Source organism: Algoriphagus sp. A40, assembly GCF_002002735.1.
Lineage (GTDB): Bacteria > Bacteroidota > Bacteroidia > Cytophagales > Cyclobacteriaceae > Algoriphagus.
The window spans coordinates 190,643-208,191 of sequence record NZ_MUNY01000053.1 but is presented as its reverse complement, the minus strand read 5'-3'; the positions used below and the strand labels follow the sequence as shown (position 1 = coordinate 208,191).

At 46.7% G+C, this 17,549-nt stretch carries 12 protein-coding genes; 6 read left to right on the top strand and 6 right to left on the bottom strand.

The window, feature by feature from the left end; translation table 11 throughout:
• The first annotated feature begins 545 nt into the window (after nt 1-545).
• Nucleotides 546-1,700, top strand: coding sequence for a hypothetical protein (locus B0E43_RS13160; protein ID WP_077350433.1), 1,155 nt, complete (start codon nt 546-548; stop codon nt 1,698-1,700).
• Nucleotides 1,701-1,958: 258 nt separating this feature from the next.
• On the top strand, nt 1,959-3,203 hold the full coding sequence (gene fabF / locus B0E43_RS13155; protein ID WP_077350513.1) for a beta-ketoacyl-ACP synthase II: 1,245 nt from the start codon (nt 1,959-1,961) through the stop codon (nt 3,201-3,203).
• 641 nt (nt 3,204-3,844) lie between these two features.
• Here fabF and B0E43_RS13150 read toward each other — a convergent pair.
• Together B0E43_RS13150 and B0E43_RS13145 are read right to left on the bottom strand one after the other, a co-directional pair.
• A complete protein-coding gene (locus B0E43_RS13150) occupies nt 3,845-4,549 on the bottom strand; it encodes a LytTR family DNA-binding domain-containing protein (RefSeq protein ID WP_077350431.1) in 705 nt (234 codons plus the stop codon).
• A complete protein-coding gene (locus tag B0E43_RS13145; protein ID WP_077350429.1) occupies nt 4,546-5,337 on the bottom strand; it encodes a sensor histidine kinase in 792 nt (263 codons plus the stop codon). Before B0E43_RS13145 ends, B0E43_RS13150 begins: the two co-directional genes overlap by 4 nt.
• A 198-nt stretch (nt 5,338-5,535) precedes the next feature.
• Between B0E43_RS13145 and B0E43_RS13140 the strand changes: the two genes are divergently transcribed.
• The 3 genes from B0E43_RS13140 to B0E43_RS13130 all read left to right on the top strand — a co-directional run bounded on the left by B0E43_RS13140 (nt 5,536) and on the right by B0E43_RS13130 (nt 10,137).
• The gene (locus B0E43_RS13140; protein WP_077350511.1) at nt 5,536-6,417 is read left to right on the top strand and encodes an ABC transporter ATP-binding protein; all 882 of its coding nucleotides are present in this window, start codon (nt 5,536-5,538) and stop codon (nt 6,415-6,417) included.
• 2 nt (nt 6,418-6,419) lie between these two features.
• Entirely contained in the window at nt 6,420-9,695 is a 3,276-nt protein-coding gene (locus tag B0E43_RS13135; protein WP_077350427.1) for a M1 family aminopeptidase, read from the top strand.
• A 67-nt stretch (nt 9,696-9,762) separates the two neighbouring features.
• A complete protein-coding gene (locus tag B0E43_RS13130; RefSeq protein ID WP_077350425.1) occupies nt 9,763-10,137 on the top strand; it encodes a cupin domain-containing protein in 375 nt (124 codons plus the stop codon).
• A gap of 540 nt (nt 10,138-10,677) precedes the next feature.
• On the opposite strand, the gene B0E43_RS13125 is transcribed toward B0E43_RS13130, so the two are convergent.
• Complete coding sequence (locus B0E43_RS13125; RefSeq protein WP_077350423.1) at nt 10,678-11,940, bottom strand: hypothetical protein; 1,263 nt, start codon at nt 11,938-11,940, stop codon at nt 10,678-10,680.
• A gap of 181 nt (nt 11,941-12,121) precedes the next feature.
• Between B0E43_RS13125 and B0E43_RS13115 the strand changes: the two genes are divergently transcribed.
• The gene (locus B0E43_RS13115) at nt 12,122-13,504 is read left to right on the top strand and encodes a hypothetical protein (RefSeq protein ID WP_139352758.1); all 1,383 of its coding nucleotides are present in this window, start codon (nt 12,122-12,124) and stop codon (nt 13,502-13,504) included.
• Nucleotides 13,505-13,559: 55 nt separating this feature from the next.
• Here the strand turns inward: B0E43_RS13115 and B0E43_RS13110 are convergent, their stop codons facing one another.
• From B0E43_RS13110 to B0E43_RS13100, 3 genes are all read right to left on the bottom strand, one after another.
• Nucleotides 13,560-16,241: an ABC transporter permease gene (locus tag B0E43_RS13110; RefSeq protein WP_168171946.1), complete on the bottom strand. Its 2,682-nt coding sequence runs from the start codon at nt 16,239-16,241 to the stop codon at nt 13,560-13,562.
• A gap of 4 nt (nt 16,242-16,245) precedes the next feature.
• On the bottom strand, nt 16,246-16,587 hold the full coding sequence (locus B0E43_RS13105) for a PadR family transcriptional regulator (RefSeq protein ID WP_077350415.1): 342 nt from the start codon (nt 16,585-16,587) through the stop codon (nt 16,246-16,248).
• Nucleotides 16,588-17,063: 476 nt separating this feature from the next.
• Entirely contained in the window at nt 17,064-17,513 is a 450-nt protein-coding gene (locus B0E43_RS13100) for a KilA-N domain-containing protein (RefSeq protein ID WP_077350413.1), read from the bottom strand.
• Between the last annotated feature and the right edge of the window lie 36 nt (nt 17,514-17,549).

Below are 17,549 nucleotides of genomic sequence, written 5' to 3'. Positions count from 1 at the left end.
ACTACCAAATTCAATAAATCCAAATCGGTCCTTAAGACCTTTTGCCAGCTGCACGATACATCATTCCCAGAGCTCACGCTCCGGGTTAGAATCAGCCAGGCCTTCAGCCTTGATTTACCTCACCTCGGCGTAGTTTATTGCAGTGGTTCGAGCGTAAGCAGTGGTATTTGAAATCCCCCGCCCACCTCCGACAACTTTGCCCACCCACAGCCGTTAGGTTAGGAGTAGTCGATCCTCAAGCTCGGATAAGTGATCCGAATGGGTGTTGATCAAGTCCCCTCCAAGGCCCATTCGCTTGCCTTTGGATTTATTTTGAGAAGGTTAAGTCACATGCCTTCAATTATCTGATTTCTCAATCACCCTTTGAAAATCAGCCTCCGAATTCTCTGAACTTTTACATTCAGTTTTGTTCCCCAGGCTTCTATTTCCGGCTTTTAGTTCCTTTTGATCGGCGATTTCTGCCGAATGAATGTCCTGAGAGGCTGGGCTTCTGTCTTTTTCTGTTTTTGCATTCCATTTTCTAATCCTCTACTATTTAACATTCTATGAAAACCAACAAAAACACCACGACCCTGAATAAGGAAGTCCTGATGGAACTTCTGGCAGATTCCCAGCCTCCCTGCCTTTCGCTCTACATGCCCACCCATCGCAGTCATCCGGAAAACCTTCAAAACCCTGTTCGGTTCAAAAATCTGATCAAGGATTTAGAAGCTTCACTGCTGCTCAAGTATTCGAAGGATGAGACTCGGGACTACATTCAGCCTTTGTTGGAACTGACCGGTATGGAGGATTTTTGGAATCATACGTCTCTGGGTTTGGCGATTTTTAGCGCAGCTGATTTTCTGAGAGCAGTTGACCTGAATGAAGCACCTGAAGAGATGGCCATTGTGGCGGACAGCTTCCATACCAAACCCCTTCAGCAATCCCTGCAATCAACGGGAAGATTTCATGTGTTGGCATTGAGCCTGAATGAGGTGAAGTTTTTTGAAGGCAACCGTCATTCCTTGGTTGAGATGGAACTCCATGCGGAAGTAGAGGAGGAGGCTGTCGAAGCGCTGGATGGAGAACAGGCATCAACCAATTTGAACCGAAATTCTGCCACGGGAAGCTTTCATTTTATCCAGGGAAGCAAAAAGGATGAATCTCTTGGGGAGGTAGAACAATACTTCCGGGAGGTAGCGAATGCAGTTTTTGAAGGCTATTCAAAAAAATCAGGCCTGCCGTTGGTCCTCGCTGCACTGCCGGAGCATCACCACCTTTTTCACAAAGTGAGTAAAAACTCCCTGCTGCTGGAGGATGGCATCAAGATCAATCCAAGTTCAGTTTCCAATGAAAGATTGGCAGCATTGGCTTGGGAAATCATGGAACCGGAATACCTGAGAAAGCATGAAGAATTGATCGGGCGCTATCAGCAGGCCAAGGCAAGTGGGCTGGGAAGTGATGATATCAAGATTGTGGCTCAGGCGCTGGTGGAAGGAAGAGTCTATACCTTGATCATAGAAGCCGATCGGATCATTGCGAGTCGCATCACCAATCTGGTCACAGGCAATGTTCAAAACAAAAGCCTGGACAATCCAAAAGTCGATGATTTATTGGACGACATGAGCGAATTGGCCCTGAGAATGGGCGGTCATGTCACAGTCCTTTCATCAGACCAAATGCCGTCCGAAACAGGTGTTGCGGCGATATTTAGGTATTGAATAGGCGAAGTGAATTATAGGCCAATTGATAAATAATGAACCTCGGGATTTATGATTCCGAGGTTTTTTTTGTCAGAGATATCTCTCCGCAAAAGGTTATCGAAAGACAAATTCAGAACATCAAATGCTGAATACCGTCCGCCTAATTTCGAATCTCGAATGATTTTTTAATCGGAAATCGAACTTTGGATAGGGTAGAAGGGGTTGTCTGGTTTTTGGAATCATTTCCAAGGGATTCAAAACAGAAATAGAAAACCAATGAATAGAGTAGTCGTAACCGGCATGGGCACCATCAATCCACTGGGAGATTCAGTGGATAGCTTTTGGAAAAATGCACTGGAAGGTGTCAACAGAACCGGGCTGGTCAGCAAATTTGACGCTTCGAAATTCCGCTCTCAGATCGCCTGTGAAGTTTCACATTTCGAACCGGAAAAGTATCTGGACCGCAATGAGATCAAAAGGACCGACCTTTTTACACAGTATGCACTTTACAGCGCTTCCCAGGCTTTGGCTGATTCGGGTTTGGATCTCCAGACCATCGATCCTTTTGATATCGGCGTCATCTGGGGAGTAGGACAGGGGGGCATGGAGACCTTCGAAACTGAAGTGGAAGGCTATGTAAAGGGCGACTACACGCCTCGGTTCAGTCCTTTCTTTATTCCCAAACTGCTTCTCAATATGGCATCGGGGATGATTTCTATGAAGTTTGGGCTCCAGGGAATCAACTATGCTCCCGTATCTGCCTGTGCCACCTCCAACACGGCTCTGATGGACGCTTTTAACTACATCAGACTGGGCAAAGCCAAAGTTTTTGTCACCGGCGGCTCCGAAGCGCCAATCACTCCGGCTTCTTTTGGAGGATTTGCGGCGATGAAAGCCATGTCCGGACGAAACGATGACCCCAAGACCGCCAGCAGACCTTTTGACCGGGACCGGGATGGGTTTGTGATGGCAGAAGGTGCCGGAGCTTTGATCCTGGAAGAGTATGAGCATGCCAAGAAGCGCGGAGCCAGGATCTATGCCGAACTCGTCGGAGCTGCCATGACTGCCGATGCCTACCACATGACTACACCCCATCCGGAGGGAATCGGTGCAGCCAAGTCCATGCAACTGGCTTTGGCAGAAGCCCAGCTTAACCCGGCTGACTTGGACTACCTGAACCTGCACGCTACATCGACTCCTGTTGGGGATATTGCCGAACTGAAAGCTGTGACCAAGGTATTTGGTGCTTCGCCGAACCTTTGGGTGAGTTCTACCAAATCCATGACCGGCCACCTCTTGGGAGCTGCCGGAGCAGTTGAGGCGATTTTGGCAATTAAATCTATCACAGACAATGTGATTCCTGCCTCCATCAACATTGAAAATCTGGATCCGGCGATTCCTCAGGGAATACAGATCGTAGTGAATCAAGCCATGGAAAAAACAGTGAATGTCGCGATGAGCAATGCTTTTGGCTTTGGTGGGCACAATTCTACGGTTGTGTTTAGGAAGTTTTTGGGTTAAGCTCCGAAGGAGCCTAACCATTCATGACCCTGTACGAAGTGCAGGGTGTCCATTGAATTCTCTTCCTTTGAGCCCTGAAGGGGTGACACTTCAACCTATCGCCCCTTCAGGGCTCCTTTTTTTTATTTGTGGGGAATTTACCCCCGGCTATACCGGGGGTTATGAAGAGTTTTGATCCTTCGGATCTAAGATTTCCAAACTTTGACCTCCCTATCCACTTCAATTTAATTTGCTAATCGTGTCATTGTGGATATTCATATTATATAAAAATCAAATCGACTTCTTATATAGCTCCGAAGGAGCCTAACCATTCATGACCCTGTACGAAGTGCAGGGTGTCCATTGAATTCCCTTCCTTTGAGCCCTGAAGGGGTGACACTTCAATGGATCGCCCCTTCAGGGCTCCTTTTTTTTATTTGTGGGGAATTTACCCCCGGCTATACCGGGGGTTATGAAGAGTTTTGATCCTTCGGATCTAAGATTTCCAAACTTTGACCTTCCTATCCACTTCAATTTAATTTATCTACTGTTGTCATTGCGGACATTCCTATTCAAAAAGAATAGAATTCGAAATGATTCCAATTCATTTGAATCCCGATTGAATTGCCTCCTGCCATCCAATTTTCTCCTTATCAACTTCTTTATTTCAAAAGCTGATCAAGCTGTGACCGGAAGGATTTGCCAATGGGCAGGGTGTATTTATCCAGTAGGATCTGGTTTCCTTCGATGCTTTTAATGTGCTTTTGCGCCACCATGAATGAGCGATGCACCTGAATAAAGCCATCTGTCGGCATGTGTTCCGCCAATGAAGACAATACCCCACGCAGGGTAACTACTTCATCTTTCAGCACCACTTTGACATAGTTGCCCGATGCCTCTACAAACAATATATCATCCAGGGAAACTTGAATGTGCCTGTTATTTGTCCGGAGAAAAATTCTTTCTGACTTGGCCTCAATGACCTCACTTTTTGGGGGAGAAGGAGATATGGAATTGCTTGTACTTGCTTTATTGACCGCTTTCAAAAAGCGCTCGAATGAAAAGGGCTTCAATAAATAATCTGTAATGTTTAATTCATAACCTTCAAGCGCATGTTCCTTGTAGGCGGTGGTCACGATTACTCTGGGCTGGTTTGGCAGTGTTTTGAGAAACTCAAATCCACTCAACTTGGGCATATTCAGATCGAGAAAAATCAAATCTACGGTATGCTGATTCAGGTATTCAATGGCTTCAATCGCATCATAGCAATCCTGCATCAGCTTCATGTTTGGCAGCATAGCACAATACTTGTTGATGATGTCGTGGGCGATGGACTCGTCATCGACTATGATGTATTTTACACTCATAAAGTAAGTCTTAATCGGATCTTATAAATGTCGGCTTGGATTGGGGATAGTACAAGCTCATACCTGTTCAGATACACCAAATCCAACCGTTTCTTCAGGTTATTCAGGCCAATGCCTTCTTTGCCACTTGGCTGCTCGGCATCAAAATTGTTTTCAATGGTAAAATCAAGTTGTTTCAGGCTGGCCTTCAGGCAAATGTGCACGTAGGCATCCTTCCGCAGTTTTTCTACGCCATGCTTGAAGGCATTTTCGACCATAATGATCAACAGCAAAGGCATGATTTTTACACTCCTGTCTTCAACTTCTATCTCAAATCGGATCCCAATCTCCTTGTGGTATCGCATGCGGTGCAATTCCATGTAGTTCTCCAGATAGGTGATTTCATCGGCTAGTGTTACCCAATCATTTTGCCCTTCATAGATACTGTACCGCATCATATCGGACAGTTTGAGGATCAACTGCTGAGCCTTGGCCGGATCTTTCTCCACCAATCCATACAGATTGTTCAGTGTATTGAAAAAGAAGTGCGGGTTTACCTGGCTTTTCAGATGCATCAGTTCGGCCTGTTTCTTTTCTTTTTTCAGTCGGAGAATGTACTTGATCTGAAGGATGATCCATCGGATCATCCAGATGGTCAAAGCAGTAAAAAACAGCAGACTGAAAACTACAAAGCCGTCATCATCTCCAAAAACATCATTTAAAACGAGGATGAGAATGGTGGTGCCTATGAAAAAGTAGGGCACGGCCTTCCGGAGAAGCCGCTTGGTGAAGATGTTCTGAAACGCCATTGTGCGAAGTTACCCAAAATCCAGAATGCCGATACCGTCTGTGGCAGATGCACCCCAGGTGGTGACGAATGGATGCCTATGCGGGATGAAGCGATTTTTATCACCAATACGCAGTCCATACCGCGTGAACGGCTGTCTGTCCCAGATTTTTTTCCGATGACTTCCTGCTCAATAGTATTGCATTCAAATGAACCGACCATGGACGATCTAATCATCACCAACCTTTCCAAGACTTACCACAACGGAGTGAAAGCACTCCAGAATGTCTCTTTGCAAATACCCAAAGGCATGTATGGCCTGCTTGGGCCCAATGGTGCAGGTAAATCAACGCTCATGCGCACCATCGCAACGCTACAGGAAGTAGAGGAAGGCAGCATTCAGCTTGGAAGTCTCAATGTCCGGGAACAACCCAATGAGTTGAAAAAAGTATTGGGCTATCTACCGCAGCAATTTGGTGTATATCCGATGCTCTCTTCGGAGATGCTGTTGAACCACCTGGCCGTGATGAAGGGTATTGTCGACAGCAGGGAGCGCAGAGAGATTATAGCGGCACTCCTTCACCGGGTAAATCTCTACGAAGTGCGAAAGCAAAGACTGGGGGAATTTTCCGGAGGAATGAAGCAGCGCTTTGGCATTGCACAGGCACTGCTCAACAACCCGAAACTGTTGATAGTGGATGAGCCTACCGCAGGGCTTGATCCTGTCGAGCGGAACCGTTTTTATAACCTGCTCAGCGAGGTGGGGGAGCAAACGATCGTGATTCTTTCCACCCATATCGTGGATGACGTGAAGGAATTGTGCACCCGGATGGCCATCATCAACAAAGGCAGAGTGGTTATCCAGGGAAATCCCATTGAAATCATGGAAGACCTCCAGGGGAAACTGTATGAGAAGGTGATACACAAAAGCGAACTGGATCACTACAAGATGGAATACCATGTGATCAGCGACCGGCTGTATCTGGGCAAGCAAATTATCCATGTATTGAGTGACACCAACCCAGGGTCGGATTTCAAACCCATAGATGCGAATCTGGAAGATGTCTACATGTCCCAAATCCTTAACACTCAGCTATCCTGATCATGCTATACGAATTTTTCATATTCGAACTGAAATACCGCCTGAAGCGGCCAGAAACGTATTTTTTCTTTCTACTGCTATTCCTGTTCTCCGTAGTGGGTGTGGAATTCATCTTCCAGGGAGTCGATACCGGCTTAGTCAAGAAGAACTCTCCCTATGTGATTGCCAAAACCATGGGGGCCATAACGGGATTGTCTATGATCATTGCCTCGATGATCATGGGCGTGCCTGTGTTGCGGGATTTTCAATACGATGTCACGTCGCTGATCTATGTCAACCCGATCTCAAAAAGGGATTACCTATTGGGACGGTTCTTAGGATCTTTCGTCGTGTTGCTCTTTATCTTCAGCAGTTTGCTCTGGGGGATGGCGCTGGGAGAATTTATGCCTTGGAATGAGGCAAAGGAATTTTTGCCGTTTCAGTTTACCCACTATCTGCAGCCATTTCTCTGGGTAGTTCTGCCCACCTTGTTTTTTGGTGCCTCGGTGTTTTTTGTGACGGGGGCGCTTACCAAAAAGCTCATGGTGGTCTACACGCAGGGCATTGTCATCTTTGTTTTGTTCATGATCACCAAGGGTATTACCAACGAAACGGCTCAGGCGCTGTTAGATCCCTTTTCGCTCACCACCCTGACGCAGGCAAGCAAGGGCTGGACCGTTGCCGACAGGAATCTCCAGCTGATCCCGCTCTCGGGGATTATGCTGATGAACAAGTTGTTCTGGATATTTCTGGGGCTTGCCGCGCTGGTCATTGGGTATGTACGGTTTCAGTTGACTGTAGTCACGGAAAAGGCCGCTAACAAAAAGAAAGCACAAAAAACCACTGCGGCAGCGGATCATCTTCCTACCGATCTACCGGCTGTCAATCCCTCTTTTGGCTTCCGGTCAAAAGCCGCCCAGCTGTTGCTCAATGCATGGTTTCATAGCTTATCCATCCTCAAGCTTCCCTCATTCTGGGCGATCATTGTCTGTTGCTTTATTGTCATGCTCGTCAACTCAGTGAGTTTGGGTACCTCCTATGGCGTCGACAGCTATCCTACCACTTACCTGATGATAGAGGAGTTGATGGAGATGTCCGGCTACTTCTTCATGATTATCCTGGTTTTTTATTCCGGCGAGATCATTTGGAAGGAAAAAGACGTCAAGTTTGACCTCATTTATGATGCTACACCCCTGAGTAGATTTGTGAACGTAGCCAGCAGATTTCTAGGATTGCTGCTCATTTATGGCATCGTCATGCTTTCACTGATTGCCGCTGGGGTATTGTTTCAAACAGCGCATGGCTATTACCGCTACGAATTGCCCGTATATTTCATGGGATTCTTTTTGGATTTGTTACCCTTCCTGGCCTTGTACACCTTCGTTGCCTTGTTCTTTCAGGCACTCACGGGGAACAAGTTCATGGGCATGCTCGCCACCATCGCATTTGCTGTCGTCAATGTAGGCGTCAGCACATTCGGGCTGGATCATGCATTGCTCAACTTTGGTGGGCATAAACTGCCCGCGTATTCGGATATGAACGGCTATGGCCACTTCCTGAGACCTTACTTTTGGGTGAAGATCTACTGGGCCTTGTTTGGTGTGCTGCTCCTGATCTTTGCGGGCGTTTTGATGGTAAGAGGTACCGAAACAGGGTTAAGAAGTCGATGGAAAAGCGGCCGAAAACAGCTCAAAGGAACCTTAGGTAGGTTGACTTTTGGATGCTTGGCCCTCTTTATCGGTGTCGGTAGCTATATTTTTTACAATACCAATGTGCTGAATGAATTCTGGACCAAGGATGAACAGGCCGGGTTCAGAGCGGAGTATGAAAAAGCGCTGAAACACCTGGAATATATTCCCCAACCCAAGATCATCGACATCAATCTGCAAATTGATCTGTCTCCATCACAACGGGCCTATGCCGTCGCAGGCTATTATCTGGTCACCAATACTTCGCAGGAGCCGATCCGTGAGATTCACCTGCAACAGCTGATAGCCTCTCATGTGGAAGTCACCGAAGTAGCCTTTGATCGCAGCGTGACGACCAACAATACGTATGAAAAGTACTTCTATACAATCTACGAGCTGAACCGGCCCTTGGCGCCAGGTGACACCCTGAAAATGACCTTCAAACAAACGCTACGTCCAGAAGGATTTGAGGTGGAGCCTTCCGATACGGAGGTGGTCTATAACGGGACGTTTTTTGACAATGACGTCCTGCCCGGCTTCGGCTATCAGGATGACTATGAGTTACAGGATGAAGATGATCGGGAAGATTTTGGTCTGACGCCACTTTTGGGGAAAGCCAGCCGTGATGATGCACGGGAGTTGCGAAATGCCCGAGGAGGAAGCGACTCGGAGGGTGTTGTCCTAGATCTGATCATCAGTACCGAAGCTAAGCAAACAGCCCTGACCTCTGGCGACTTGGTGGCAGAATGGAATAGGGACGGGCGCAATTATTTTCACTACAAAAGCAACCAGCCGATTATCCACTTTTTTCCAATCGTATCTGCGGAGTATCAGATGGTCAAGGACAGCATTTTTCCGGAAGGAAATAGGACAGGGGAACCTGTGGATTTGGAAATCTACTATCAGGATGGGCATGAGTACAATCTGGATCGCATGATGGAATCCATGAAGATGTCCCTGAACTACTACTGCACCCGCTTTGGCCCATACCTCTACAGGCAACTTCGTATTGTGGAGTTTCCCCGGTATCGCAGCTTTGCCCAATCGCTGCCGGGTATCATTCCCTTTTCGGAGGCGCTCGGTTTCATTATGGACATTGATGATGAAGAAGACGTGGACATGGCATTTTACATTACCGCACACGAAGTAGCACATCAGTGGTGGGGAAATCAGCTCGAAGCCGCGAATGTGCAGGGTCAAAAAATGATTCTGGAGACGCTGGCACAGTATTCAGCGATGATGGTGTTCAAAGAAAGATACAACGAAGAGAAAGTTCAGCAATTCCTGACATTCCAATTGGAGGAATACAAGGAAGCTAAACTCAAATCAAAGAAGGAAGAACTGCCCTTGGCCTTGGTGGAGAATGAACTGCACCTCTACTACAACAGAGGAGCGCTGACCATGTACGAATTGCAAAAGCATATCGGCGAAGAAAATGTGAATCTGGCTTTGCAGAATTTTCTGGAGGATTGGGGTACTTTCAACAACCCCCAAAAGCCGCAGCGCTATTCGACGACGGCTGATTTAATTCACTATTTTCGGGAAGTAGCACCTGATTCGGCACAAAGCATAATTACCGATTTGTTGGAAAGGGTAAAAACGATTGAGTAACATGAACATTTGGAATCGGGTAGAGCAGCAACAAAACCCTGAACCTAATTAACTAAATCAAAACAACATGCAAGAAATCAATTCAATCAACATTCAGGAAAAGTTTTCCTTATTCGAAAAGCTTTGGACACCGCACATTATCGGAGAGCTTAACGGCCAATATGTGAAGCTTTGTAAACTTAAAGACGACTTTGTCTGGCATAGCCACGAAAACGAAGACGAACTTTTTATGGTGTTCAAAGGGACTTTGCTGATGGACTTTCGGGATGGACGGACCGTTGAAGTCAAGGAAGGAGAAATTCTAATCGTCCCCAAAGGAGTCGAACACAGACCCCATACCAAGGGAGAAATTGTCTTTAACCTACTCTTTGAACCAAAGGCAACCCTGCATACCGGAAATGTGGAAAGTGACCTGACGGTAAAGGAATTGGGGTGGATTTGAGCTGAGTTTTAATAACGAAATACAGACATCGGTAAGGAAAATTGAATGCACTAAAATGTGCATCCTTCAATTCTGGCATTTGGCTGAATCAATTTGGGCTAAAGCCCCTAAACAATTATTGCAAAAATGACTATCTGCGATGACACCCCACAAAGATGAAAGCAGAGTAAGATTTGGAAAGTTGAAATTCCTATAAAAAAATCAAATCGACTTCTTACATAGCTCCGAAGGAGCCTAACCATTCATGACCCTGTACGAAGTGCAGGGTGTCCATTGAATTCCCTTCCTTTGAGCCCTGAAAGGGTGACACTTCAACCTATCGCCCCTTCAGGGCTCCTTTTTTTATTTGTGGGGACTTTACCCCCGGCTATACCGGGGGTTATGAAGAGTTATGATCCTTCGGATCTAAGATTTCCAAACTTTGATCTCACTATCCACTTCAATTTAATTTGTCTACTGTTGTTATTGCGGACATTCCTAATTGCAAATTAATTGGAATGGGTCAAAACCACATTTCAATTCAAATAGTTTTCTATTGCATCAATGGGCGGCCCAAACCTTTTCACCCGAAATCAAACGGGTATTTCTCACTCCTCCCGGGCCTTCAAACCTGTATTGCACGCCCACGATCTCGGTTACGGGATTGGTAATTCGGGTTTGGTAGGCAAGCTTGTCATTTACAAAAAAGCGGATTTGACGGTCCAGGCAGGTGACTTTGATCTTGACCCACTCGTTCAGCTCACTGCCAAAGCCGCTCAGATCTTCTTCCTGGCTGCCAACACCCACTCCAAATGCCGCCAGAAAAAGATCTCCCACACATTCGGGACGGGAAAGCGGCAAAATCAGAATATCATTTTTGGCCTGTAAAAGAATTTCCATCCGCTGGCAGGCCGCTTTTCCCGCTGAAAACCCCGACTTGACCTCGGTTTCAAACTCAAAATTATCGGTGTAAAAGCCTTTCAGATTATCCTGATTGAACAGTCTGATTTCCGGCAAATCGGGATGAAGACTGACTTTATAGCGCAGAAGTAAATCTTCGCTGACCTCGATGGATCCTGCTGTTGTAATTTCAGCTTTGGAAAAATACAGGGGCCGCTCACCCCAGGGAGCCGTGACCACTCCCAGCCAGCCGTCGGACGTGATCTGAATGTCATGCTCCTTGAGCACCTGTTCGCCAGCCATCAGTTTGGCCCGGAAATAGCCGGGATAGTAGTAAATGGAGGAATGGTGTCGGGCATTTTTATCTATGGCAAACTTGCGCCGGATATCCCAGCTTTGGCTGATAAAGGCCGAGTCTGAATCCTTAATGCGGGAAGCTTCGTAGTCAAAAATTACCGAATTAGGCAAGCCTCTTGTAAGAACTGTCTTGGAAGAAAAGCTGAAGTCCGCCGAATCATAGCTTGGCATTGACTTCCAATAGAAAAAGACCAGCACGATCAATAGCAAAGAAATTCCGGAGTAAAGATAACCTCTGAGTTGTCTGGCCTTCATCGGAATCAAGATGGAAGGTTTCTTATCCGGGGGAGTTTCCTTATAATCTGACTTTACCGTGGAACTTTCAAAGTGCCGCCAGTCGGCAAAACCCGCAAATTCCGAAAGGGCATTGAGTGTAGTCAGAGAAGGACTGCTTCCGTATTTCACCTTACCGAAAAACCGCTTTAGGGTTGATACGCTCAGGCTTACCGAAGTCACACTCAGGATTTCCTCGCTGAGTCTTTCAAAATCATAATTATTCCATTCCCCGGAAGGCCCCCTGCCCAAACGTTCCTCAACGGCCTCTTTCAGTTTTTCTGCGGCTTTCATAATGGATCAAGTCTCCTTGACAAATCTATCCATTTTACCGAAAGCATTATAAGGCATTGCTACCGGAAATAGCCCCTTGAAAAGGGGCATTTGGGATTGAATCAAACTTGAACTGATTTTGAACAGGCAGATTTGACATGCTTTGGGCACTTTGTGTCCAAATCCATGAAAACCTAATCCAATGAAAAAGCTATTGATTATGATTGGCATGTTGCTGCCTTTTTGGGCTGCATTTAGCCAGACGGGTTTCATTTCGATGAAACCGGAAAGTTTTGAATTCAAGCCGGGAACGGTTGAATTTCTCACCTTCAAAGACCGGCCCAGTATGAAGCTGGCCGCCAATTCGGGCCAAGTGGCCATCAAGGGACTGAACTTCAAAGACGGCACGATCGAGTTTGATGTGGAGTCGATCCTTCCCGGCTTTGCCCAGTCAGTCTATTTCCACAAGCGGGACGAAAAAGAGCAGGAGATCGTCTATCTCAGGCTGGGAAAAATCGGCGATATATTTGCCAATGAAGCTGTCCAGTATTGCCCATATTTCGATGGGGTAAACATGTGGGATATGTATCCCAACTACCAGGCTCCGGCTTTGATTGAAAAGGATGACTGGAACCACATCAAGCTGGTGATCCACGGGAAAAGGATGCAGGTATTTGTCAATGATGACACCCGGCCAGTGTTGGATATCCCTAAACTGGAAGGAAACTATTCAGAAGGCGGAGTTTCCTTTGAGGGTGCTTCCTACATTTCCAATATCAGTATCAGACCAAATGATACCGGGTACCTGACTCCAGAAGAGGCTCCGGATTTGACCGACCACCAATCCAATTACCTGCGGGAATGGGCCATCACGGAGCCAAGCTTGCTAGAACCTGGCCGGGAAGTTACCCGTGATCAGCAGCCCGATGGGGAGCTTTTCAAAGAATCAATCACAGCCGAGAGAGATGGTCTGATTAATCTCACCCGGAAATTTGGCATGAATCAGGAAAGAAAGGTGGTCTGGCTCAAAGCTGTGATTGAGAGTGCCACAGCTCAGGCCAATTTCCTTGACTTGGGATTCAGCGATGAGGTATGGGTTTTTCTAAACGGGCAGATGGTCTGGGTAGACAAGAACCTCTTCCAGCAGGACATGAGTAAATACCCCAAAGGAAGGATCTCCATCGCCAATACCCGGATTCCGCTCAATCTGAAACAGGGAAAAAATGAACTGACGCTTGCTGTGGCCAATGATTTCTATGGCTGGGGAATCATCGCCCATCTGGGCAATACAGACGGAATCCTGGCGATGGAGAAATTCACCCCGCCTCCGGTAGTTCCCATCGAAGACATTAACCAATACCTGGGGGTGTACTCCAGCCAAACTGCTCCGGTTAAGTTGACATTTACCTCAGAAAACGGCCGCCTCATTGGCAAGGCAGGGGATCAGCCAAGTCTTACCTTCAGCTACCGGGGAAACCACGTCTTTGAACACGTAAAGGAAAACCTCAAGCTGACCTTTAACCCAAGCCAAAATAGTCTGGTTCTGTTTTCAGGCGGCCAGGAATATAAATTTACCAAGGAGTGATGTAGCGAAAGGAAAAAGAGTTTAGCTCCATCCGTTGAAGGGATGGAGCTACACCTCAATCCATCTTTAAAGTATCTACCACTTTAGCTTTTGAAACCCGAAGCGTCTGAGAAGAGATGGTAACTATTCCCAGAAGTAAAAGCACTGATGATCCAAGAACCACAGTTCCCACTCCAAATTCTACCCGGTTGGGGAGGTTTTCGAGCCAGAGCTTATTGACAAAAAAGCTGAACGGTGCGCCAATCAGGATGGAAATCGCGAGCATTTGAAGGAATCCCTTGCTGAGCAAAAGCGTGATACTGAAACTACCCGCACCCAGAAACTTCCGGATACCCACTTCTTTGGTACGGCGCTCAGCAGCATAGGTAGTCATGCCGAGTAAGCCCAGACAGGCGATAAAGATGGCCAAAAACGAGATAAACCCTAAGATCGATACCACATCAAAAATCCCCTGGTGGGTAGATTCCAGTTCGTCATCCATAAACTCGTACCGGAAGGGATGCACCGGATCAAGTGCTTTCCACCGGCCTTCCAAGGCTGCCAGAGTCTTCATCGGGTCCGGGGAGGCGATTTTCACATTGATGTATTGAAACTGGGCGGGGTTGTAGCGTAGCATCATCGGCGAAATTGCATCTTCGTTCAGCAAAAGCTTGTATCGAAAGTCTTTGACTACCCCTGCGACTACCAGAAGCTGATCACCCCACTTGGTCTCGAACTGTTCCCCTACAATTGCTTCGGCACTAGGATAGCCCAGTTCTTTGACCATCGCTTCATTGACCAGGATTTGGGTACTGGCTGTTTGGTCATTGGTACCAAAGCCATTCCCTGCGAGCAGGACTATTCCCAGGTTTTCGGGAAAATTGCGGTCAATGTTCAGCACGCCGACAGCCTCATATTCTTCAGTACTTCCCAGGACTTTGATTTCGTTGTTGTTGTTGGTTCCTGTGGCCGGAATAATGTCACAGGCTGAGATAGTCGACACTCCCGGGATGCGCTCGTATTCAGTACTTAGCTTTTGATAGTCCATTCCCTGAAGCGGGATGTTGACGATGCTTTCGGACTGGAAACCGTAGTCAAACGTCAAATAGTGTTTGAATTGGTTGTAGATCAGAATGGAAGTAGTGATAAAAAACAGGGACACGACAAATTGCGAAATGCCCAAGGCTTTGCGTAAGCCCAGTTTTCCGGATTTGATTTCGGCAAGGCTTTTCAGCGCCTTGATCGGCTGATAACCGGAGAGAAACAGGGCAGGATAAATGCCTGCCAGTACTCCAACCAGAATGGCAAGGAGAACGAATCCGAGATAAAGGGCAGGCATAAAGGGCAGCTCAAAGTTCAGGTACTGGTTTACCCACAGCCCTTTGAAAGCAGGGATAAGCAGCAATAGAAGAACGAAGGCTATTACGAGGGAAAGCAGGGCAGTCAGCACGGATTCGCTGAGGAACTGGACCACCAGGTTTTTCCTCAGGGCTCCGGTGACCTTTCTGATCCCGATTTCTTTGGCTCTGGTCAGGGCTCTGGCAATGGAAAGATTGGTGTAATTGAGGCAGGCTGAGGCCATGATCACCAAGGCCAGGGCAGCCAGAAAATAGTAACCAATCAGCGGGAGTCTATTGTTGGTATCGTTGCTGGAAAGCCCAAGTGCCACATCAGCCAAGGCTTGAGGCAACAGTTTGAAGCCGCTGGTGTACTCTGATTTGATTTCCGCTTCCTTGCGCATGACAATGTCGTCCAGCGCGGCGGTCAGCTCCTCAGCGGTTTTGCCCTCATGGAGCATCGCAAAAGTGTAGGTCTGAAAGTACCACTTCCAGTCCTCCCGACGATCCTCCATCTTTCCCGAAGTAATAAGAGACGAGATTGTACTTCCTGACACCAAGACGTCAAAACTCAGGTGAGACGCATACTTCGAGGGATCGATCACTCCGGTGACCATAAAATCACCCCATGAAACAGCGGGTGTGCCCGGTGCATCTCCACCCAGAGGAAAGGGGAGCTTTCTGTCTTCAAATTCCAGGCGCTTTCCCAAGGGGTCTTGATCCCCAAAAAGGAAATCCGCCACCTCCCGTGTGATGACCGCGGAATAGGGTGCAGAAAGTGCGGTTGCACGGTTTCCTGATTCCAGTTCGAAGCTGAAAACGGAGAAGAACGAAGGCTCGGTAAAGTATCCGCGGATCTCTTTGGTCTTCTCCTCATGGGTAGCATCGACGCCCACTCCCGGAATCAACTGGGTGGTAGTTTCTATTGCCGGATACTCCTTTAGGGTTTCGGCAAGAGGTTGGGGAGAGGTGGCGTATGGACTTTTTGAACCTTCGTAATCCGACAGGATTCGATAGATGCGATCTTTCTTTTCGTGAAACTGGTCATAGCGGTTTTGGTCCGCCAGCATCATTAGGATCAGCATGCTGACAGACATGGCCAGCGCCAGTCCGAAAATATTGATAAAGGAAAAGGTCTTGTATTTTAGGATATTCCGAAATCCTATCTTGAAATAATTGCGGTACATATCAGTATGGTTTAGTTCTATTGAAAAGCCGAGGGGTCTTATGATCCCAGGTCGAAAAAGCAAAGCCACGTCCAGGAAAAACAGAAAGTTGGCCAACCTCTTTCCCCGTTTTAATCTGCTGATTCGGTAGATTTCGATCAGATCACCCTCTATGGAATCGACTATAAATGGGTCGCAGAAGGCACGGAAAATCCTCAGAAACAAACCTGGTGGGAGCTCGGTATTTTCTTTCATGGGATCAGTGGGAGGTCTTAATTTCCCAAACAACTTGGGGAATGGCTTTCCAAAGGGACTCTCTGGTGGTCTTGGCATGCTCCAGAGCCTGCTTTCCCAAAGCGGTGATGTTGAAGAAGCGTTTGGGTCTCCCGGCTCTTTCCTGGTTACCTTCACTTTCCCAAGATTTCAACAATCCTTTTTTCTCCAGACGGTGGAGGGCAGTCTGCAGCGCACCCACACTGACTTTTCTTTCCAGCCGGAGTTCGATCTCATTTTTGATGGCCACCCCGTAAGCTTCGTTGTAGAGCAACCCTACCGTGAGCATGACCACCTCTTCAAATTCTCCCAATTGAAATTTTTTCATTACCGGATAATTAATTCCTATTTGTAGGATTAAAATCCATGCCAAGGATGAAATAGGGGTAGGATCGGTCTGAAAGGGCCTATAGCCCAAAAGGAAGTGTCCAGATTTGTACGATTAGTGTCTGGATGCGCTCACAGGAAAGCTTTTTATAAGGAGGAATTGGGCCAAAGTAACATTCCGATTCAATTGGGTTTCCATGAAAGGGATTCCTGATTAAATTTTCTCCTGTCCCGATAGTTATCGAGGCTGAAACAATTTGGGCTAAAGGAATGGGCTAAAGCCAAATTCCTATTCATTTGAATCCTGATTGAATTGCCATCCGTTTTAGCCGAAACAATTTGGGCTAAAGCCCATTAACCCTCCAAAAATTTAGGTGGAATGGGCTAAAGCCACATTCCTATACAAGTAGATTTCTATTCAACTGGTTTTCTATTAAATGGATACGAGATTGAATAGCCTCCTGCTTTAGCTGGAGGCTATGAGATTCCTGAATATTCTCTCTGGGCTTCAGCCCAAAATTTATAAAACGGAATGGGTAAAGCACCATTCCGATTCATCCATGAAGCGAATTCTAAAGCAATATCTTTATGAGCAAAAGTTCCTCCATATCTTCCTTGCTTTGAGGTTATTCCAATTGCATTCGTTGTTTCAATCCACTTTTTTGGGGTGAGAACAAAACTGTTTAACCCTGCTTGTTTTCTAAACCCCTCGAATTCGAGGGGTTTAAAATCGGGGTTATACATCTGTTCCCAAAGCCCCAATAATTCGATAGTGTTTCTATTTCTTAACCAATTCTGAATAATGCTGTCGGTATGCAGCGGATCTTTATGCCTTGCCAAGTCAGTGAGGGAGATAAAGTCATCCTGTTTTGAATGCAGAATTGTAATCTCCGTCCCCTGAACCGATATTTTCTTGCCTTTTGCCATAAAAAATACTGTTTGATTTTTTTAAAAATTGGTCTT